Below are 20,606 nucleotides of genomic sequence, written 5' to 3'. Positions count from 1 at the left end.
TGCTGGGTATCTCTATGGCTACGGAAAGCGGTCTCCAATTTACTCTTCATGTCGAAGGCTTGCCTGACGACACCTTTGTGGTGGTCGACTTTCAGGGTGATGCCCATCTCTCGGCCCCTTTCTGTTTTGATATCAAGCTGGCCAGCCGCCATGAAACAGTGTCTGAAAATGACACGGTGGACCGCAATGTCACTTTGGTCATTTGGCAGGACGGTGAGCTCAAGCAACGCTTCCACGGGATTGTCCGACGGTTCTCACGGGGTGATACGGGTTTCCATCACACCCGTTATGCACTGGAGATGGTGCCATCGCTCGCCAGACTGTCCCTGCGTCAGAACAGCCGTATCTTCCAGCAGCAGTCTGCCCCGGAAATCATGAGTATCCTCCTGCAGGAGATGGGTATTGATGATTATGCGTTTTCTTTATCCGCGACTCCGCAGACCCGTGAGTATTGTGTCCAGTACCGGGAAACGGACCTCGAATTCCTGGAACGTATTGCGGCGGAAGAAGGCATTTTCTATTGCTTCCTGCACAGTAAAGACAAGCACACGGTGCTGTTCTCGGATGATACCCAGACCCTGTCTGCCTCAGGCCTTACGCTGCCTTATAACGTGAATGTGGGTGGGATATCTAAAGAGAGTTTTGTTAAAGGCTGGCAGTATTCGGCGCAGGCAAGACCGTCTTCCGCACAGCTGAAAGATTACAGTTTTAAAAAGCCGGCCTATGGCTTTTTACATGAACACGCCGGCACGGAAATGGCCTTCCAGCGTGGTACGTATGAACATTATGACTACCCGGGGCGCTATAAGAGTGATGCCTCAGGGAAGCCCTTTACCCAGTACCGCCTTGAGCATTTAAGACGTGATGCCATCACGGCGACGGCACAAAGCAATGTCCCGCAGGTTCAGCCGGGCATGCTGTTTGACCTGGTTGACCATCCGGATGACGCCACGAACCGCGACTGGGTGGTGGTCTCTACCCATTGTGAAGGCACTCAACCTCAGGCACTGGAAGAGGCTGGCGGTGAGGGCATGACCACCTTCCACAATACCTTTTCAGTGATTCCTGCTCACCGGCCATGGCGTCCGACACCGCAACCCAAGCCTTGTGTCCACGGCCCGCAAATCGCGATTGTCACCGGTCCCGATGGTGAGGAAATCTTCTGTGATGAACATGGCCGGGTGAAGGTGCAGTTCCCCTGGGACCGTTATGGCAACAGTGATGATGCCTCCAGTTGTTGGGTACGGGTCTCTCAGGGTTGGGCAGGTGGTCAGTATGGCATGATGGCCATTCCCCGCATCGGTCATGAGGTGATTGTGTCTTTCCTTGAAGGCGACCCGGACCAGCCGATTGTCACCGGGCGTACGTATCACACCACCAATGTGCCTCCCTACCCGCTGCCCGCTAACAAAACACGCACGGTACTCAGAACCGAAACCCATCAGGGGGAAGGTTTTAATGAGCTTCGCTTTGAGGACCAGGCGGGACAGGAAGAAATCTATGTCCATGCCCAGAAGGACATGAACCTGCTGGTCGAGAATGACCGTAAGGACAACATCAAACACGACCTCCACCTGGATGTGGAGAATGAAAGGTTCCAGCATATCAAGGTGGATGACCACCTGACGGTCGATGGGCAATCTAAAGAGCATGTAAAAGGTGACAAAACAGTCATCAGTGACAACAAGATCCACATCAAACAAGGCACAGGGCAACTTGTCGATGCAGGCAATGAAATACACCAAAAGTCCGGTGCTAAGTTGGTGATTGAAGCAGGTAGCCAGATCACGCTAAAAGCTGGGGGCTGTTTCGTCACTGTTGATACTTCAGGGGTACATATATCTGGTCCCGTTGTTGATCTAAATGCAGGAGGCGCAGCAGGAAGCGGAAGTGGATACGGCGGTGCAGCACCCACATTGCCAGGGCAACTGCCACCTAAGCCAGAGAACCCACTCCCTATGCTGACACCTGCACAAATCGCCACCATGAAGTCCGCAGCGCCATTCTGCGAGGAGTGTGAAAAATGTAAGGATGGCCAATGCAAGATCTAGCCCAAGAGACAGAGGCTCCTCTTCATTGGTATGCCATATTCAATGGAACCTGCGATGACAAAGCGTTGGCAGATTTCTATCGCTTTGGCGGCAATGACGCCAAACCACTGTGGAGCGGAACCCCTTACGCAGAGTGGCATGAAATAATGCCCTACATCGCTGACGTTTCACACCTGCCGAACTTCATTACTTGGACTGAACAGGAAGCCAACGAGGACTGGGGTATTCTTGTCGCCAGTGCCCTTCTCCTGCCGGATATTTTCCAGCACTTTCGGAGTCTCACTCTGGTGTGGATGCCCTCTGGTAACCATGCCTTTTTCCGTTTCTATGACCCGAGATTCAGTATCGATCTGGCGAACTTCTGTGACAACGAACAGCGCGCGCAAGTGATGGGACCCTGCGAAAAATGGGTATCAAAACAACGTACAGTAATAAATTCTTGGCCTACTTCTTCAGTGGAGGAGAAGCCTTTTCCTTGGTGGGAAGTGCCTGGTGATGTCGTTAGAAAACTCAGCGAAGATGACAAATCCGTTCTCATTGCCAACAGCATTAAATGGCTTAGAGAAAATCATGCCGATATCTACTTCTCTTTCCCCGAAAAAACAATCGAAGCCAAGGTCAAACGCTTGGTTGAGCGGTATAAAGAAGAATTCGGCACGTTAAACAGTTACATCAAAAATGCATTGGATAAAGAGGTGTATCGGTGAGCAGTAACGTAATGACGATGGCTGACGTCGATAACATGTTCAGCAAGATTAAATCGGATTTCGAGACCTCGATTGATGAATACCGCAAACACTCAGAGAACTGGTTTTATGGGTGGGCGCTGGAAATGGAACAGAAGGTTATCGTCAATGATAACGAGCAGTCTGCAGATACAGACGATTCTGAAATAGAAGCCGATATCATCACCTGCCCACTTGATGGAAAGATCACTCTTGTTCATTGCTTTGAAGCAGAAGCCTTTGTTCCCATCACAGGTACTCCATTTAAGGTACAACCGGTCAAATTCGATGATGGGATATTTATCGATTCATACGAACCTGATGGCCCAGCAGTGTCCGGCACAATCGGTAGCGACGGCACCGCTGAGGTCACGCTAGACCCTAAATATCGGGGTAAACCTGTCCGTATCACCTTTTATCCCGAGGTGAGCGAAAGTGACATCAAAACCATGCTCGATTCCTATGACCCAACAATCAACAAGCTCACTGCTTGGTTGGATAAAGAATGGAAAACGCAGCGTAGCGAATGGCAAATCTATCTTAACGATCCTATTGATGTCTGGGACGAAGTCGGGAAGTTTCTCGACAATATGCTGGATGCTGTTGTTGATGCCTGGGATGAAATTGCGGATTTATTCAAGCTACTCGCCAACCCGACAGAACTAGCGAAAAAACTCTCCAAATATTTGGAAAATCCAGAGTTGATTGCAGAGAAGCTGGCCTCAGCCAAAGAAGAAGCAGAAAGAATGCTGACGCTGATAAAAGATGAAGCGCGCTGCTTCTTGTGTCTCAACGCAGTCATCTCTTGGTTTAAAATTCTTAGCCCACTACAGATCCTTACTCTGGTGTCTGTATCTCTCGCCTCCATTCTGGTTGAGGTTGTCCTCAGTATTGTTATCCCCGGCGGCGCAGTTTTAAGAAATATCAATCGACTCAGAGATGTTGCGGGCACCGCAACCATGGTAGGTGCGTAAATGAGCAGGAAAGGACGCGCCGTCAAGGCCGTGAAGAAAATCAAAGAAGTCGTTGATATCACCAAAGTGGACGCAGTGGATAACATCGACACACTAAAAAAGGTCACCCAGCATGGCAATGGAAAGCTCAACGCCAGGGCTAAAGCCACCCAGAGTGTCGAGGGGAAAAACCTAGACGGCGCGACTTCGGAGAAACGCTCTGCGACCCAAAGTTCGCATATCACTTCTGAAAAACCTCGGGATATCGATAACAACAAAAGCACCACCGAGAAAGGCGACGCAACACAAGGTGCTGGTAAGGATGTGTCCGAAGGCTGTCCCGTATCCATGGTAACGGGTGAGGAAACCCTTCAACTTAGCGATGTCACGCTTCCCGGAGCTTTGCCTTACACGTTTACCCGAACCTACAAAACATCAAGTTGTGAGCTCAATTCGGGTTTGGGATATGGCTGGAGTCACCCTCTCAGCCAATCTCTGATCTTCGAAGCGGGCAAATTGTTCTGGAAAGATGCAGAGGGCAAACGCACCCAACTTCCAGAGCCTACAAAGTCACGCCCTGAAATCTATAACGACCTCGCAGGTGCAGCAGTATTCCTCGGTGAAAAAGAGAATGAATATGTTTTGGCGCAAAACGGGCAACCCTTTCATCACTTCACCCGCAAAGGGAATACTGCTCAGCTAACGGGTTTATCAGACAAATACAATAACCGCTTAACGATCGAATACGATGGCTATCAACGACCTCAAGCCGTTATCAACGAACATGGTATTGCGCTTTGGTTTGTGTATCAAAACGGCCTCATTTCAGCGATTGAGTTCCGCACGCTGAAAACAGACGGCTCAAAGAAGGAGTGGATAACAGAGCGCACCAGCTTCACCTATCACTACAACGAAAACCAGCAACTCATTGAAGCCCTTAACACCGCAGGCGAAGGCGAGCATTATCAATATGACGAGTTCAACGTCATCTCGCTGCGCAAAATGGCTGGTGGCGTCGAGTTCGGCTGGCAGTGGGAAGGTGAAGGAAAAGAAGTTCGCTGTGTCCATCACTGGAGTAACACAGGTTACGACACCAAATTCGAATGGGATGAGGCGTCCAATGCCGTCGAAATCACCTATTCAGACGGCAGCACAGCCGCCTATCAACATGATGAAAATGCCAAGCTGGTAGCGCAGACAGATCCTGATGGCGCCGTTACAAAAAATGAATTCAATGAAAATGGCGATTTAGTCCTCACTGTCGACCCGCTTGGCAACGAAACCCGCCATGTCTACAACGACTTTCAACAGCGCGTGCTGACCGTTCTACCTGATGATGAGGTGATTGAATACCAATACTGGCGAGGCAACCTTCGCCGGGTCATTCAAGGCAAGCGAAACTGGCGCTACAAATACAACGCGCAAGGAGATATCACCGAAAAACGGGATCCACTTGGCCAAGACACCTTCTACCGATACAACGAACAAGGCCAGTTAACCGAAATCGCCTACCCGGACGGCAGCAAGCATAAATTGGCTTGGAACCGACTGGGGATGCTGATTGGCGAAACCTATCACGATGGTTCTCAAGCTTCCTATCGCTACGATATTTTCGGTCGCATCATTGTTGAAAAGTCGGCCATTGGCGCTGTCACTCAATATGAGTGGGACAATGCTGACAGACTGAGCAAGGTGAAGCTCCCTTCCGGACAATCTAAGCACTTTGAATACAATGCTTACGGCAAGGCAACCCGTGTTGTTGATGAAAACGGGTTGAAAACCCAGTACGAATATCACCCAAACACCGACCTTGTTAGTCAGGTCATCCAACCTGACGGCTCTACCCTTCATTACCAGTACGAAAACGCCAAAAACTTCGTCACCGCCATCATCAATGAGCGCAACGAAACCTATCACATCGATTATTTCGCCAACGGTCTCGTTCGCAGTGAAACGACCTTTGATGGCCGTTGCTTCGCCTATGAATATGACCTCAACGGTAAACTACTGAAGAAAACTGAGACCGGCACTCACGGTACCGAGCTGGAAACTGTTTTTGAGCGTGACGCCATGGGCAGGCTAACCAAGAAAATCCTGCCTGATGGACAAGAGGTCGCCTACAGCCACGACGCTTACGGACAGTTGATTGGTGTTGATGATGGGGAGACGCCCCTTATCTGGCAATATGATTTACTTGGCAGGCTCACCGAGGAACACCAAAGCTGGGCATCGAACTTCTTCGAGTACGATAGTGTTGGCAATCTCTCCCACTGGCAATTGCCTGATGCCAATAAGCTCAGCTTTGAACGCTCTGCCGGCGGCGTGCTGGGCCGTATCATGCTCAACGATGAGCAACTGACCCGTCACCACTATCAAAATGGTTTGGAAACCGCCCGCAAACAAGGGGACATTCTCAGCCGCTTTCAGCATGACGAGCAAGGGCGACTGACTGCTCATACCCAGCACCAAAACGGACGACAAACACAATCCCGTCAATATCTCTATGGTGCTGATGGCAACCTGAGCGAGATGGCCGACAGCCGATTTGGTACGGTTTATTACGACTATGACCCGTTGTCACGACTCAAGAAAACACGAGGCGTGGTGGAAGAGTCGTTCGCCCATGACCCTGCAGGTAACCTGCTTGATCAAGTCATTGGCGCTAAGGCAGGCACTAAGCCATTCGATGTTGAAGGTAATCAACTCAAATTCCACGGCGACAGTCACTATGAATACGACGAATTTGGCCGACTAATCGTTGAAAAACGCGGCAAAGAGCAAAGCCTAGTCACACAGTATGAATACGACTGCCAGCACCGCTTAACCAAAGCCACATTGCCGGACGGTTCGTTCGCCACCTACAAGTATGATGCGTTTGGTCGACGCATTGAAAAGCGCGTAACGAACAAGCTTGGCAATGTGAAAGCTACTGAGTTTGTCTGGCAAGGCGATACCCTGATTGCCGAAACCAGCAAAGACCGTTACCAGACCTACATCTATGAGCCCGGCACCTTCAAACCATTGGCAATGCTGTCGGGTGAGGGAGTGGATTGTCAGGCTTACCACTACCACCTAGACCAAATCGGTACGCCAACTGATATTACCGACAATCAGGGAAGGTCAGTCTGGTCGGTGCAGTACCGCGCTTACGGCAATGTGTTGAGAAAACACGTTGAAGAGATCTCCAGCCCACTGCGTTTTCAGGGGCAGTATTTTGACGAAGAAACAGGCCTTCACTACAACCGACACCGTTACTACAGCCCAAACACTGGACGGTTTGTTACAGCAGACCCCATCGGTTTAGCGGGGGGGTTAAACAATTACCAGTATGCACCGAACCCAACAGGTTGGGTGGATCCGTTGGGGTTGACGGTTGTTGAAGGAACTTGTAAGTGTATTGGAAAACCTCCTATAAAATCTGGCTCTTTGGAGCGAGACCAAGGGTTAGTGCTTAACGATGAAATTGTTGGCGGTGTACCTGCAAGGCATGCAGGCCACCATCAAATTAGTATTCACATTGCCAAAAACTACCCCGTTATGCACAAAGCGTCAGATATGGGATATAACATCAACAACGGGAACAATGGTATAGCACTCCCTACCGATGTTGATATGGCAAAAGAAACTGGACTTCCCCTCCACCGTGGAAGACACCTTAGTAGCAGACACGAAGGCTCTGCCGATGCTTTTGTCGAAAAAGAATTGGATAGACTCCAAAGGCGCTATGACTCAGGAAAGATAGATGATGACCAGTTGCTTGGTGAAATAGGCAAAATAGAAGATAGAATAAGAGTTGCGTTAGAAAATAATCAGGTAAGGTTACAAGCTACTGATCCCAATTGGAGCCCAAAGTAAATGAGTTACAAAGTATGGACGCAAAAGACTGATAGTGAGAGCAATTTCACAGCGGCGGAGCTGGAAAACGCCGCGAAGTTATCTGGAGTAAAAGTCCTATCGCGCAAGCGTTTAAGTGCAGTTTGGCCCGAAGATGTCACCATTAACATTATCGATGAAAAACCACCATGCGACACGTTCAAATGTGGCCCACTTCTTATCGTAAATGAACGAGTTAAACAGCTCCTGGAACGCTTCACTAATGATGTTGAGTTCCTCTCTGTCAGCGTTAAGTTGAGAGGCGAAGTATATAACGGCTATTACTTCGCTAACGTTGTGGTCAGCGAAGATATCCTGGACCGTGACAATTCAGTCTATGAGGAGTTTGATGGAGAGATTGAGGACATATCTTCTTTGCGTCTAATGGATAATGATGCTTCCTCAAATGTCTGCTTCTTGGACGTTGATGACTATATATTACTTGTACGTGAGGAAGTAGCAGCAGCCATAGCAAACGAAAATATTGGTGGCGTTAAATTTTTCGCGCCTGAAGACTGGCGTCCTTGGTAATCAAAAGAGTCACTACAACCTTATCAACTGAATAGCTACCGACTCAGTAGACACTTTCCAGCCTGTCTTCTAAGCGTTTTTCATGCTCTAGAGGTGACATTTGATCGTTGGAACCGTGCCGACGTTTACGTTGTAGAACATCTCAATATATTCAAAAAAGATCTGTTCAAGCAAAAGGTCTTGCATAAGAGATTCGAATAGTAAACATGGAATCAGGGTCAAAGCAAAAGGAAGAAGCCTTCCTAATAGTTAAAGAGCTAGTCGACACATTTCTTGGAACATCTGGAGATGGATACGCATTAAATGTGCCTGCAGACATGCGTATTGGCAATGTTGACGATGATGGATGGTGTGAATGGAAACCTATTGGCAGCCCTGTCACCAGCGAGGACATACAAGCCATAGAGGACGGATTAGGTTTCAAACTTCCGCTCCTTCTTTCAGAGTACCTGACTTATAAATGTCTTCTAATGACAGATTTTTCTGTTCGCCTTCCTCAAACCCCTTGTGATAATCCTCTTTTTGAGTTTATGGAGTATGTGAATCTTTATAACGAAAAATTTAAATCGTTAGACTTGTTCCCGTTCGCATATGACGAAAATGACGCAGGCCCAGTTTGCCTAGACGTACGAGGTTTTCATACAAACGAAAGTGCTGTAGTTGTATATGACTATAAGTATGCGGATGACCCGGAATATAGAGGCGACTTAGCTTGGCCTAACTTAAAACAGCTTTTTCTAAATATAATTTCGGAGCTTAAGCAATATCAGTAACTTTTTTCATACCTAGTTAACTACTTTGGCACTGCTCGATGTAGGCATACTTGCGTTTTTAACAAGCCCCCAACAACCACTCACAAAACGCATGGGTCGACAGATTTCGTTGCTTAGCTTTCTCATTTATTCGGCCTGATTCCACCGCACTCACCCAGTCTTCCAACATAGCTTTAAAGCCCTTGGTTTCCAGAGTATCTATCCAATCGGGCAGCTCGACAGTTTGGGTGACGCCGTTTTCGAATTTCTCGCCTTTCAGGAAGCCGTTAAATTGATAAGCTTCGTTTTCAAAGGCCAACGACACTGACTCGCAGGTTTTGCCAAACTGGCGGTTCATTTGGCCATTGAATAGAATGCCATTTTCTTCCCAGGAGAGGTTGATCATGGCGATTTCATCGCCTGCTTTCTGGCAAACCACCTGAATGTCTTGCTGGTCAATATTTCCATGGATATTGAGCGAGTCAATCACGTGGATCATGTCATCGAAAATGAAATCCTGAGCTTTGCCCGTCAGATTGAGTCGATGTTTGTGCCAAGTGAAAGTTCGCAGATCAGCTCGGCCCATCAGCGTGTTCCAAAGTGGAATGTAGCGACGGTTAAAACCAACAAACAAGGGAACAGATTTTTGCTCTGACAAATCATGAAGCTTTTGGTAGTCGGCAAAATTCAGCGTGGCAGGCTTATCAACGAAAACGGGAGTACCCTGTTCCATAAAGAACGTGGCAATAGCGGCATGTGTTTCACTGCTGGTGTGGATCATCACGCCATCGATATTTATCTTAAGCAACTCGCGATAATCACGGCAGGTTTCCGCAATGCGATATTCGCCAGCGACTGCTGCCAGTTTTTCTGGGTTGCGGGTACAAAAGATAAACTCGAGATTTGGCATACGGGTGAGCAAAGGAAGGTAGGCTTTAGTGGCAATATCACCCAAGCCGATAACGGCAATTCTCATTCATTTCCCTTTCATTGTTGAAGCAGATTGCTTGCTGATTCGGAGCCAATCGCAAGCTGAAAACCCGGCTAGGAGGGTATCATTTCTGCACCGATTTAGACTCCAGACGCGTCACACTAAAGAGACATTTTCGATATTCACGTTCTCCATTTCGTTCTCACTGCTTTTGCTGTTCCTCGCCTATTGACACCTATTTGGCGCCATTGATAAGTTACGTTATAACATAACAATTCAGTTTGGCTAGGATGCTAATCCAGACCATAGAGAAGCATGTTACATGCTCGCGTTGGCTCTGTATTTCAAGTGATATATGAATGAAAGACATTAAACCTATTTTCCGGAATCTCGAGAAAATGCTCCGGCAATCATCATGGTTTGATGATGGTTGGGAAATCTATAACCGCGGCGTGTACATGCAGCTTTATAAGGAAAGTTGGCACAATGAGGCTCAAGGCGGCATTCACTTTGAAACCTACATTGAAGCGCCACAGTTAAAGCAGAAAGAGTTTCCTATCTGTATGCATGCAGAAGAAGACTGCCCTTCACAATCTGAATTTGTCCGCAAATTTCTGGAACTTGAAGGTGAGAAAATCAAGCGCTGGAAAGGCTATCAAACCATAGGGAGCGGTTATCACATTTGTCAGCGCAACCTGCCTCTCAACTTCAAAAATCTCGAACAAAAGCTGTATGAAGAGTTTAACCGTCTCCGACAACTTGAAGGCGGTATTGAGCAGACATTAAGTGAGCTTTGAAGGAGGATAACGATGAAGCGGAATCAAAGTCCTTGTATTGATGTGTGTGATTTTTCTGGCCCCAAAGGGTGGTGTTTGGGGTGTGGTCGTACGCGTGAGGAATGCCAAAAGTGGAAAGGCATGAAGCCTTACGACAAAAATGCCCTTCAAAAAGAACTGAAGAAAAGGATGTCTAAGTTAGTAGTTAAAGAAGGAAAATAACGATCGCATCTTGGTGCTGCTCTCCTATGCCCAAATAACCTGAATCCGATCCAGTGCAATTATTACCTATTGGTAATAATCAATTTCGAATGTGTTGGATTATCAATTTTCACATCATCAATATAATGCGCCCCATTCCGCTAGCCTATGAAACCTGATGACAAGGCTGGCATACCGTATTCAACAACACTCCGAGTGTTGGTATTGGGAGAGAACGATGTCGAAAATCGTTGTAGTAGGTGGTGGTGCAGCAGGCCTGGAGTTAGTCACTCGTTTGGGTAAACAGTTTGCGCGTCGCCGTGAACATGAGGTTGTTTTGGTTGAGCCTGCCAGTCACCATTACTGGAAGCCTCGTCTGCATGAAATCGCGGCCGGAACCTTCGACCAAGAATTGGATGCTGTTAGCTACCTCCAACATAGCTTCTGCAATCGCTATCAATATGTCCAAGCTTCAATGTCTGCACTTAGCCGCGCTGACAAGCAGATTGAAATTCGTGATGCCAATGGCCAGATATCGACGCTTGATTACGACTATCTGGTGATTGCGGTTGGCGCAGTAAGTAACGACTTCAAAACAGCAGGCGTCAGCGAACACTGCCTGTTTTTAGACTCTGCAGAACAAGCCCAGCGCGCATGGGATCGCATTAATCCTTTGCTGAAAGCCGATGAGTCTCGTCAAATCTCCATCGTGGGCGCAGGAGCAACAGGCGTCGAATTGGCCGCCGAGCTTACAAAACTCAGTAACCAGCTAAAACGTTACCGCAGAAATGCCGAGCTCAAAATCACCCTTATTGAGGCCTCTGATCGGGTATTGCCTGCTGGACCTGAGTGCATGTCCCGGAAAGTGCAGCACGCACTCACTAAAAGCGGAGTAAACGTTAAAACAAACACGCGTATAGCGCGCGCAGAAGAAGGGAAACTCATCACTGATAATGGTGAAGTTCTGACTGCCAGCCTTCAATTATGGGCAGCAGGCATTAAGTGTGCACCATGGCTTGCGACACTTGATGGATTGGAAACAAACCGCCTGAACCAGTTGAAAGTTGACCAAACGCTCCGTACCTCGATGGATGAGAATATCTTTGTTATCGGTGACAGCGCTGAATGCCTGCAGCCTGATGGCAGCTTTGTACCACCAAGAGCGCAAGCAGCAAATCAGGCAGCAGAACATTTAGCTCGCCAGCTTATTCGTATGCTTAAAGGTAAAGCGATGAAGCCATTTATTTTCAATGATGGCGGAATGGTGATTGCGGTTGGCCATGACTACGCGGTAGGCAGCCTGATGAACGACAAATTGATCGTTCGTGGCCGCTTGGTACGCAACCTGTATGACACAATATTTCGTCTTCACCAGAAAATTCTATTTGGTTGGGGTCGCGTCACGGCACTGGTGCTTCTAAAGCGTGTAAAGGCATCACTGAATCCTTTCTACAAGCACAATATCTCCTAAGATTTAGTGACACTGTAACCAGCCACTCTCACTGAGAAGTGCAAAACACCTCTCAGTGTCTTATCGCTTGCTTTTTCAGCTCAGTTTTCCAGCGTGCTGAGAATTTTCGGAATAACAACAATGTGGACTAAACTTCGTCAGTCTCTCCCTTTACAGCTAGCGTTTGCCGCTTTCTCAGCTTGGGCCATAACCCGCCTCTTCTCCATTGACGATCAGGTCGCTCAACAAAGCTGGTATCAATTGATCGCACTGGGTAAAACCACTTATCTGGGTTTGCTCAAAATGGTGGTAGGCATTGTTGTGATGCTGTCACTGCTGCAAGGTATCACCAGTATTGGCTCAACAATGCGATTAAAAAAGATAGGCCGAACCACGATACTGTTTTATAGCTTTACCTCTTTCATTGCTATCAGCCTCGGGCTGGGTGCGTCGTTACTGCTCCCACCATGGGAGCCACTGACATCGATTGTGCCAGTGGGCGAAGAGGTCACATTGATTAGCGCTGAAGCCGCCAATGGTGGGGCGATTGCAGAAAAACTATTCTCGATGGCACTTATCAACCCAATACAAGCCTTGTCCGAAGGTAACCTTCTCGCGATTGTCTTGTTCTCATTCATGCTCGGTCTGGCCTTAGTGTCGACACTACCTGAGAAACATTCGTTATTTGAGGTGATCAATGGGTTAAACAAAGGCGCGAATAAAATCGTCAGCGGTATCATCAAGCTCGCTCCATTGGCCGTTTTTTCCATCGTTTTTGAATTTTCTGTCTCCGGCAGTAGTTTGCTGTTCAAACAATTGGCCCTGTTTGCCGTATTGGTGTTTACGCTCACCCTGATCCACGGCGCCATAGTGTTGCCGGGTATTGCCAAGTTCATCACCGGAATAAGTTTCAAGCGTCTCTTTAAGGCATTGTCTGCACCAATGGCCATGGCATTCGCGACTTCCTCTAGCTCTGCAACCCTGCCCCTTTCGATGCAGACTGCAGAGCAGGAGCTTGGGGTATCTCAAACGACCAGCAGTATGGTTTTACCTCTTGGCTCTGTCATGAACATGGATGGCACAGCACTGTTTGAAGGGGTAGCTGCGATTTTTCTTGCTCAGCTCTTTGGTGTCGATCTGACAACCTCAGGATTGGTGATGATCTTCATCATGGCCATGGTGTCTTCCATTGGCGCGCCAGGAATGCCTTCAGGTTCTATGTCTGGTATGCAGATGGTACTGCTGGCGGCGGGTATTCCCCTTGAAGCGATTGCCATACTATTGCTGATTGAACGCCCACTGGATACCTTCAGAACCGCTGTTAACGTTGAAGGGGATCTGATTGCGGCGGTAGTGATAGACAAGTGGCAACAGGAGGAAGGGACAAGTCATCAGCTAACCCATCACGCCATTTAATAACTGCCATCGGTATGCCTATCATGGATATAAACCTGAATGATTATGCATGTATTTTTCTTAATCCGGACATGCCGATGGCCAAACAAACTTTTTACAGCCCAATACACTAAACACCTTCAAATAGACGAAATAGGCCTTGCGCAACTATACGCATTTAACTTTCACTTGTTTTTTATTTGCTACTGATGTTTTTTTATTCACAGTATTTGTGGATAAGATACATAAGGTCAACGTACGTCTTTACTTTTAACTCAGTGGTTCTTTTTTGAGAAAGCCAAGTTAAAAATTTATCTATCTTATACATTCGACCATAACAGTCTTATTTGGCTAACATTTTTAGTCTAACAGACTGTACTCCTTCTCAACCTTGGCAATTCGCGTTGTAAAGGCCGCATACCATTTTTTTCGCCCCATTTTCTGGGCTTCTACATGCTCCATATTTGCTTTCCATTGCTTGATGGATTCGAGGTCTTTCCAGTACGAGACAGTAATACCTAATCCCTCCCTGACCGATTCAATGCCCAGAAAACCCGGTTGCTCAGTCGCTAACTCAACCATTCGCTCAGCCATTTCTTCATAGCCTTCGTCGATCTCTGTTCGGTGATTGGTGAATATCACTGCGTAGTAGGGTGGCTCCGGGGTGTTTGCAATGTCAGACATGATCATTCTCTCCTTCGCTCCATTCTTTATAGGAAGTTATCCAAGTCTTTGGGATAACTACAAATACATTTCAATGCTCTACAATCAGAAGAGTCATTTCAATGGATTAATCACTTTTGGCTTTTACATTGCGACAATTGCAGTACTTCGTCGCTACTGCTGAGCAGGGCAGTATGTCCCATGCCGCCCAGTTACTTTCTATCTCCCAGTCCGCAATAACGGACGCGATAAAAGACCTCGAGGCTGATCTCGGGGTACTTTTGTTTGAGCGTCATCCAAGGGGACTGAATATCACCCGGAATGGTCATCATTTCCTCCGGCATGCCAAAACAATCCTCGGGCAAGTGTCCGATGCGCGCTTATCTCTTTCTCCCGAGAGTTCCATGTCCAAGGGAGAACTTAATATTGGCGTGACCGCCTTGGTTTCAGGCTATGTATTGGCTGATATTCTTTCACGTTATAAACGTGCTTATCCTTATGTGAAGATCGCTGTTATCGAAGATAACAGCGAATATCTGGAGCACCTTTTGATTGGAGGGGAGTTGGATGCCGCCGTTATCCTTTTAGACGAGGGGCAAGATCTCATGGCGCTCGATGCAGAAACATTGGATGTTTCTCCGTACCGGCTCTGGCTACCTATTGGGCACAGGCTAACCACCAGCGACTCTATCTCACTCGACGATATTTCGGATGAACCCTTGGTGATGCTTAATATAGAGGAAATAGAAGCCACGACACACAAATTGTTGAGTGCATTAAATACCCGCCCAGACATCGTATTCCGTACCCGCTCCGTTGAAGCCGTCCGTAATATGGTTGCTACTGGTGCAGGAGTCACTTTATTACCGGATATGGTTTACCGGCCTTGGTCGCTGGATGGTGATCGCATTGAATCACGAGACATATCGGGCTCGCTGCCGGTTATCCGTATTGGTGTGGTTTGGCGAAAAGGCTCAAAACTCCAACCTCACGTCCAGGGTTTTATCAACGTCGCCCAGTCTCATCACAAACAGCGCTCTAGATAAAAAAGCCAAGGCTGTTTGGGTATATACATTGATGAAAGCAATTTTGTTGTTCCAAAATTTTGGCTGCTTACGCAGCCAAATAAATCCGTGTCTTTTGAGCAAAGAAAGCACGATATATGTTAGAGATACCCATCGTTTTTCAAGTCTTCAGTCGTCGCTTCAATACTTTCCCGTAGCGTCGCAACAAGGAAATCGATATGTTCTTTACTAAGCGTTAGAGGCGGTGACAGCACATTCATATGTCCCAGTGGTCGTACAATTAACCCTCTACGCTGACAATGATCTGCAATTCGGTTACCCACTCTCGCTTTTCCATCTAGTAATGCCTTAGTCTCCTTATCTGCAACATTTTCTATGCACATCATGTATTTACGACCACGAACATCTCCAACAATGGGTAAGTCACACAAGGACTTCAATTGCTCTTCAAAATATGCCCCAAGGTCCTGAACTCTGCCACAGAGGTCCTCTCTCTCCATAATCTCAATATTCTTTAACCCTGCTGCACAGCTAACCGGGTGGCCAGAGTAGGTAAATCCATGGGTGAATATTGCTCCCTCGGCCTGAGGTTTGCTTATCACCTCATATATATCGTCAGATAGAATAGTGGCTCCCAGTGGCAGATAGCCAGAAGTCAGTCCCTTTGCACACGTAATGACGTCAGGTACTATTTCAAATTCCTTCTCAGAGGCAAACATGTGCCCTAAGCGCCCGAACGCCGTGACCACCTCATCGGAAACATACTTCACATCGTATTTCCGGCAAATTTCTAACGTGCGTTTGTGGTAGCCAGGAGGCGGTACAATGACACCACCTGCCCCCATAATGGGCTCTGCAAAAAATGCCGCCACGTTGTCAGGTCCCAGTTCAATGATTTTGTCTTCAAGCTCTTTCACTTTTTCATCGCAAAAGTCTTCAAGCGTTTGGCCTTCTGGTCGTCGATATGGGTTAGGACAGGATATGTGATGAACCAATTCTTCGTGTATATCAAAACCAATGTGGTCAGCTTGTACGCCTGTAATTGACATCGCCATGTAAGTACTGCCATGGTAGCCATCTATTCGAGAAATTATTTTCTTTTTCGAGCGCTTACCGAGTTGGTTAAAATAGAAATGAATCAATCTCACCGCGGTGTCATTCGCCACTGAGCCACCACAACCATAAAAGACATGGTTGAGGTTTCCCGGGGCCAACTCAGCAAGTTTGGCGGCGAGTTTAGCGGCAGGAATAGTTGTATGATGACCAAAGCAGGAGTAATAGGGTATTTTACGAACTTGATCAGCAATGGCTTCCGCCATTTCTTCTCTGGCATATCCAATATTTACGCACCACAAACCGCCTATTCCATCTAAATAAGATCGGCCTTCAAAATCTATGACATGCGCATTATCACTGTCAGCGAGTACCATCGATCCTGTCTCATGAAAGGTCGAAAAATCCGTCCATGGATGGATATAGTGGTCTTTATCTTGTTGCCAGATATTCTGCATCTCTGGGTTCTTTGAATCGGACATATCGAGCTTTCTCCTGCTTATTTCATTCCCTGCTATGACGGCTTGTATCAGTTCAGGTTAGGCTGTGGTGAATTATTGATAAAATATTTTTTCGCTAAGCTTTGCATTAAAAAAACTGATGTAATTGTTGCAATTGGCGATTGCGCTGTTTACTCAGTCAACTCGTCAAGAAGGCGGTCTATAAATAGCTCGCAGTCTTCTAATTGACGTTGAGTGATGAACTCATCCGGCTTGTGACCCTGCTGCATACTTCCCGGACCACAAACCACGGTGGGTATATGAAGCCGAGTGTCAAAAAGCCCGCCTTCAGTACCAAAATTAACCTTGTGCATCGTATTTTTCCCCGCCAACCGTTGGACAAACTCAATGATGTTGGAGCGATCCGTTGTTTTGAGTCCTGGATACTCAGTCACAATTTTGGTGTCTATTTTGCAAGTGGGGTCTACAAGGTGCATTTCCCGCATCAGTTCATCTGCATAACCCATAAAGTCATCGATAATTTGGTGGGGGTTATCACCGTTGATATATCGGATTTCAAAGGAAAAAGAACAGTGGTCGGGCACGATGTTTAGCGCTACCCCGCCCGATAGCTTACCGACATGCACTGTAGTAAATGGAATGTCATATCCCTCTTCGAAAGGGCCGTTGTTTTGTTTATCCGATGCCTTATTGTCGAGCCAGTTAATCAGTCTCGCAGCATAGGAAATAGCATTAACCCCCAAAGGTGCAAGGCCAGAGTGGCAAGCTTTTCCATGGACCGTCACGGCTAACGCCACTTTCCCTTTGTGCGCAGTCACAACATCCATGGATGTCGGCTCTCCAATAATGCAACACAGAGGCTGAGAGGGTTGTTGGTTCATCACATCGATCAACCTTCTAACCCCGATACAACCAATTTCCTCATCATAAGAGAAGGCTAGGTGTACCGGCAGCCGTAACTTTCTTTGCACCATCGCGGGAACCGCTTGAAGCACTACTGCCAGAAAGCCTTTCATATCTGCAGTACCACGACCGTAAAACCTGTCACCATCTTGCGTAAGCGTAAATGCAGGTTTGGTCCACACCTGACCGTCTACGGGCACAGTATCTGTGTGTCCTGATAGCATGACGCCCGTTTTATCTTGTGGTCCAATAATGGCGTATAGATTGGCCTTTCTGCCCGTATCATCAAATACAAGTTTTGATGCGACTCCGTAGTCTTCGAGATACTGTTTGATGAAGTGGATCATGGAGAGATTGGCATGGCAACTGGTCGTATCAAAGGCGATCAGGCGCTCAAGTAGTGAAGTGGTTGTCGCTCGGGTCATTTCTCACGCCCCCTATTGATACTGTTTGACCTTTTGGAAGTTCGCACTTTACTCATCACCCGGCACACCGTAGGACTCAGCATTCTGTGGATCATGTGCTCGTGTGATGTATGCCTGCATCTGAGGCTCATATTGTTGCCACAGCATCCTGAGTTCAGTGATCGGGGAAATATGCCAATCCACGCGAAGATTCACCACAGGCCATTCATGTTGTGCAGTAACCAACAAGCCTGCAGAGTATACGGGACCTTTCTCTCCCCCCGCACTCAGCCCTGCTTCCAATGCCTTCATCAGTCGCTCAGCCAACGCACCCGTTGACTGTTGAAAACTTGTCGTCATTGCCAGTGGCACATCAGGGTTATCCAATAGGTTCCCCATCGCGATACAATCTTCCCCTTGAGATGAGGCATGAATACCCAATGCCCGGTCTCCTGTAAAAAGAGCGCCTTGACCAGCAAGGTTAATCGCCCCAATCTGCCGCCATTCAATATTCGCCTGATTCCCAGCAAGAAAGCCAACCGCTGTAGCTGGTTCTTCTCCTTCTGCGATGCGCTGAAGCAACAGAGCGCCAAGGGCGGGATCCGTGATATTTTGACTGAGCGCTACGCCCACACCACTTCTAACAAAGGCACATCGACTGGCGACACAAATACTTGAAGATGCTATCGCGCACCCTGCCATTTGGCTCTCTCGACAAACAGCTGCGATGGAAAATGTCATTTCATGCTCCTTATTCGTCTGGCACAACAGCTATTACATCTATTTCCATTAACCACTCAGGCTGGCCCAGTCCCTGTACCACCAATCCTGTCGAAATGGGGAACACACCTTTTAGCCATTTACCTGTAACGTGGTAAACAGCCTCGCGATACCTAGGATCTGTAATGTAAGTCGTGGTTTTCACTATATGGGACATGTCAGAGCCAGCTTCTTCCAGAAGCTGTTTGACATTTTTCATGGCCTGTTCAGCTTGGGCTGCTGGGTCACCAAGCCCGACCAATTTGCCATCGAAATCAGTGCCGACCTGACCACGAACATAGATGGTGTTTCCCGCGCGGACAGCCTGACACAGATCGTTATCCAATTTCTGATTGGGGTAGGTTTCCTTGGTATTGAACTTTCTTATTCGAATATGAGTGGTCATTGAATGCTCCATGATTAGCACTGACGTTTTGAAAGATCGCCTTGAGTAAGATATTTGCGTTGGGTAGCAATATGGTCAGCGATAAATCGGGCATCGTGCCATACCCCCCAGATAAAGGAGGAACCACGGCTAGAGAGCCAGGGCAGGCCAATAAAATAGATACCGGGATGTTTTGATATTCCGCGTTGATGTGCGGGACGCCCCTGCTCATCAAAGGCATCAACATCAAGCCAAGAGTAGTCTTGTGTATATCCTGTCGCCCAAATCACCGTGCTGATCTTCTCTTGCTCCAGGCTCAGGGATCGAATCGGATGCGTTAAACAATGTGGGTCATGAGGTATCTCTCTGGCCTCTGGCTCCAAGGGAAAATCGAGTCCGTTTTTCTCGATGTAATCATCAGCCGCATCAAGCAACGCAAGGTAGTCATGATCACCCCGCTGAATATTGGTCACCAGATCATCCCGAAATGTCACCGTATCGTGCTCAAAGCTGTCCGTTAGTCCGACTAACGTCACGCCTTGATGTGCCAGGGCTCTAAAATCAACAGTCCCCTTAATTCCTCGACTGCCCGTTACCGCAATGGTGGTGTGCTCCGTACCCGGCTTTACGGTTTGAATATCCCATTTGCCCAGCACACCAAGCCACCAAACGAAATCCCTCCCCCGGTATGAGCGCGGGGGCCTGTCATGAGCGCCAACAGAGAGAAAAACTTTACGCCCCTGCTGCTGCAGCTCGTCGGCAATTTGGGTACCGGATGACCCTGCACCCACCACGAGTACCGCTCCTTCAGGCAATTGTTCAGGGTTACGGTATTGCGAAGAATGAATCTGAAACACAGCGGGATTTGAGGGGGCTATAGGTGGCAGAGACGGCAATTGAAATGGGCCTGTCGCTGCTACCACACTGCGAGCATCATAGTGGTGTGTTGAAGTGGTCACCCGAAAGCCCGGCTTACCTTCATGACGAGAAACCTTGGTGACATTAACGCCTGTTTCGATCGGGGCATCAAAACGTTTTGCGTATTGCTCGAAATACTCCGCAATTTTGTCCTTAGGCACGAATTCATGATCGCCAAACTCAGCGAATTCCATACCAGGAAAGCGATCATGCCATGCAGGGCCGTTTGCAACCAATGAATCCCAACGGGCCGAGCGCCATCGCTCTGCGATTCTGTCCCGTTCAAGCACTATGTGCGGAACACCATGTGCTGTAAGGTGTTCGCTGATCGCCACACCGGCTTGGCCTGCACCCACAACGAGAGTATCAATTTCGATGATCTTGTTTGCCATTTCCA

General features: G+C 47.8%; 18 protein-coding genes. 11 read left to right on the top strand and 7 right to left on the bottom strand.

Annotation, left to right across the window (positions count from 1 at the left end):
* The first annotated feature begins 14 nt into the window (after positions 1–14).
* The 6 genes from tssI (at position 15) to VP504_RS20655 (ending at position 8,906) form a co-directional block, all read left to right on the top strand.
* Positions 15–2,051 (top strand): type VI secretion system Vgr family protein, encoded by a 2,037-nt coding sequence (tssI, locus tag VP504_RS20685; RefSeq protein WP_325895245.1) that lies wholly within the window; start codon positions 15–17, stop codon positions 2,049–2,051.
* A complete protein-coding gene (locus VP504_RS20680) occupies positions 2,039–2,758 on the top strand; it encodes a DUF4123 domain-containing protein (RefSeq protein ID WP_325895244.1) in 720 nt (239 codons plus the stop codon). The genes tssI and VP504_RS20680 overlap by 13 nt, the downstream gene beginning before the upstream one ends.
* Entirely contained in the window at positions 2,755–3,750 is a 996-nt protein-coding gene (locus VP504_RS20675) for a Rhs family protein (RefSeq protein ID WP_325895243.1), read from the top strand. The genes VP504_RS20680 and VP504_RS20675 overlap by 4 nt, the downstream gene beginning before the upstream one ends.
* A complete protein-coding gene (locus VP504_RS20670) occupies positions 3,751–7,584 on the top strand; it encodes an RHS repeat-associated core domain-containing protein (protein WP_325895242.1) in 3,834 nt (1,277 codons plus the stop codon). It abuts the gene before it with no gap.
* On the top strand, positions 7,585–8,133 hold the full coding sequence (locus VP504_RS20665) for an imm11 family protein (protein WP_325895241.1): 549 nt from the start codon (positions 7,585–7,587) through the stop codon (positions 8,131–8,133).
* Positions 8,134–8,339: 206 nt separating this feature from the next.
* Positions 8,340–8,906, top strand: coding sequence for an SMI1/KNR4 family protein (locus tag VP504_RS20655; RefSeq protein WP_325895240.1), 567 nt, complete (start codon positions 8,340–8,342; stop codon positions 8,904–8,906).
* 58 nt (positions 8,907–8,964) lie between these two features.
* Here the strand turns inward: VP504_RS20655 and VP504_RS20650 are convergent, their stop codons facing one another.
* Complete coding sequence (locus VP504_RS20650) at positions 8,965–9,861, bottom strand: Gfo/Idh/MocA family protein (protein ID WP_325895239.1); 897 nt, start codon at positions 9,859–9,861, stop codon at positions 8,965–8,967.
* Positions 9,862–10,175: 314 nt separating this feature from the next.
* Here VP504_RS20650 and VP504_RS20645 point away from each other — a divergent pair, with 314 nt between their 5' ends.
* The 4 genes from VP504_RS20645 to VP504_RS20630 all read left to right on the top strand — a co-directional run bounded on the left by VP504_RS20645 (position 10,176) and on the right by VP504_RS20630 (position 13,659).
* Positions 10,176–10,613, top strand: a complete 438-nt coding sequence (locus tag VP504_RS20645; protein ID WP_325895238.1) for a hypothetical protein — start codon at positions 10,176–10,178, stop codon at positions 10,611–10,613.
* A 12-nt stretch (positions 10,614–10,625) separates the two neighbouring features.
* A complete protein-coding gene (locus VP504_RS20640) occupies positions 10,626–10,814 on the top strand; it encodes a DUF1289 domain-containing protein (protein WP_002540736.1) in 189 nt (62 codons plus the stop codon).
* Between the two features lie 217 nt (positions 10,815–11,031).
* Positions 11,032–12,264, top strand: coding sequence for an NAD(P)/FAD-dependent oxidoreductase (locus VP504_RS20635; RefSeq protein ID WP_325895237.1), 1,233 nt, complete (start codon positions 11,032–11,034; stop codon positions 12,262–12,264).
* A gap of 120 nt (positions 12,265–12,384) precedes the next feature.
* Positions 12,385–13,659, top strand: coding sequence for a dicarboxylate/amino acid:cation symporter (locus tag VP504_RS20630; RefSeq protein ID WP_325895236.1), 1,275 nt, complete (start codon positions 12,385–12,387; stop codon positions 13,657–13,659).
* Positions 13,660–13,998: 339 nt separating this feature from the next.
* Here the strand turns inward: VP504_RS20630 and VP504_RS20625 are convergent, their stop codons facing one another.
* The gene (locus tag VP504_RS20625) at positions 13,999–14,322 is read right to left on the bottom strand and encodes an antibiotic biosynthesis monooxygenase family protein (protein WP_325895235.1); all 324 of its coding nucleotides are present in this window, start codon (positions 14,320–14,322) and stop codon (positions 13,999–14,001) included.
* Positions 14,323–14,438: 116 nt separating this feature from the next.
* Here VP504_RS20625 and VP504_RS20620 point away from each other — a divergent pair, with 116 nt between their 5' ends.
* Positions 14,439–15,347, top strand: coding sequence for a LysR family transcriptional regulator (locus tag VP504_RS20620; protein ID WP_325895234.1), 909 nt, complete (start codon positions 14,439–14,441; stop codon positions 15,345–15,347).
* Between the two features lie 119 nt (positions 15,348–15,466).
* Here VP504_RS20620 and VP504_RS20615 read toward each other — a convergent pair whose 3' ends face one another.
* From VP504_RS20615 to VP504_RS20595, 5 genes are all read right to left on the bottom strand, one after another.
* Positions 15,467–16,861 carry an aminotransferase gene (locus tag VP504_RS20615; protein ID WP_325895233.1) on the bottom strand — a complete coding sequence of 465 codons (1,395 nt, stop codon included), beginning with the start codon at positions 16,859–16,861 and terminating at the stop codon, positions 15,467–15,469.
* A gap of 149 nt (positions 16,862–17,010) precedes the next feature.
* Positions 17,011–18,168 carry an acetylornithine deacetylase gene (gene argE / locus VP504_RS20610; protein WP_325895232.1) on the bottom strand — a complete coding sequence of 386 codons (1,158 nt, stop codon included), beginning with the start codon at positions 18,166–18,168 and terminating at the stop codon, positions 17,011–17,013.
* A gap of 48 nt (positions 18,169–18,216) precedes the next feature.
* The gene (locus VP504_RS20605) at positions 18,217–18,888 is read right to left on the bottom strand and encodes a DUF1028 domain-containing protein (RefSeq protein WP_325895231.1); all 672 of its coding nucleotides are present in this window, start codon (positions 18,886–18,888) and stop codon (positions 18,217–18,219) included.
* A 10-nt stretch (positions 18,889–18,898) separates the two neighbouring features.
* Positions 18,899–19,312, bottom strand: coding sequence for a RidA family protein (locus VP504_RS20600; protein WP_325895230.1), 414 nt, complete (start codon positions 19,310–19,312; stop codon positions 18,899–18,901).
* Between the two features lie 14 nt (positions 19,313–19,326).
* Positions 19,327–20,601, bottom strand: coding sequence for a flavin-containing monooxygenase (locus VP504_RS20595; protein WP_062713265.1), 1,275 nt, complete (start codon positions 20,599–20,601; stop codon positions 19,327–19,329).
* Between the last annotated feature and the right edge of the window lie 5 nt (positions 20,602–20,606).

It is taken from the genome of Grimontia sp. NTOU-MAR1 (assembly GCF_035758505.1).
Lineage (GTDB): Bacteria > Pseudomonadota > Gammaproteobacteria > Enterobacterales > Vibrionaceae > Enterovibrio > Enterovibrio marinus.
This window is presented reverse-complemented; position numbering and strand designations above follow the sequence as displayed.

Coding starts and splice junctions, on each gene's coding strand:
- VP504_RS20665 (WP_325895241.1), top strand. CDS start 7,585: ATGAGTTACAAAGTATGGACGCAAAAGACTGATAGTGAGAGCAATTTC.
- argE (WP_325895232.1), bottom strand. CDS start 18,168: ATGACCCGAGCGACAACCACTTCACTACTTGAGCGCCTGATCGCCTTT.
- VP504_RS20650 (WP_325895239.1), bottom strand. CDS start 9,861: ATGAGAATTGCCGTTATCGGCTTGGGTGATATTGCCACTAAAGCCTAC.
- VP504_RS20630 (WP_325895236.1), top strand. CDS start 12,385: ATGTGGACTAAACTTCGTCAGTCTCTCCCTTTACAGCTAGCGTTTGCC.
- VP504_RS20605 (WP_325895231.1), bottom strand. CDS start 18,888: ATGACATTTTCCATCGCAGCTGTTTGTCGAGAGAGCCAAATGGCAGGG.
- VP504_RS20640 (WP_002540736.1), top strand. CDS start 10,626: ATGAAGCGGAATCAAAGTCCTTGTATTGATGTGTGTGATTTTTCTGGC.
- VP504_RS20645 (WP_325895238.1), top strand. CDS start 10,176: ATGAAAGACATTAAACCTATTTTCCGGAATCTCGAGAAAATGCTCCGG.
- VP504_RS20625 (WP_325895235.1), bottom strand. CDS start 14,322: ATGTCTGACATTGCAAACACCCCGGAGCCACCCTACTACGCAGTGATA.
- VP504_RS20595 (WP_062713265.1), bottom strand. CDS start 20,601: ATGGCAAACAAGATCATCGAAATTGATACTCTCGTTGTGGGTGCAGGC.
- VP504_RS20680 (WP_325895244.1), top strand. CDS start 2,039: ATGCAAGATCTAGCCCAAGAGACAGAGGCTCCTCTTCATTGGTATGCC.
- VP504_RS20600 (WP_325895230.1), bottom strand. CDS start 19,312: ATGACCACTCATATTCGAATAAGAAAGTTCAATACCAAGGAAACCTAC.
- VP504_RS20615 (WP_325895233.1), bottom strand. CDS start 16,861: ATGTCCGATTCAAAGAACCCAGAGATGCAGAATATCTGGCAACAAGAT.
- VP504_RS20635 (WP_325895237.1), top strand. CDS start 11,032: ATGTCGAAAATCGTTGTAGTAGGTGGTGGTGCAGCAGGCCTGGAGTTA.
- VP504_RS20670 (WP_325895242.1), top strand. CDS start 3,751: ATGAGCAGGAAAGGACGCGCCGTCAAGGCCGTGAAGAAAATCAAAGAA.
- VP504_RS20655 (WP_325895240.1), top strand. CDS start 8,340: ATGGAATCAGGGTCAAAGCAAAAGGAAGAAGCCTTCCTAATAGTTAAA.
- tssI (WP_325895245.1), top strand. CDS start 15: ATGGCTACGGAAAGCGGTCTCCAATTTACTCTTCATGTCGAAGGCTTG.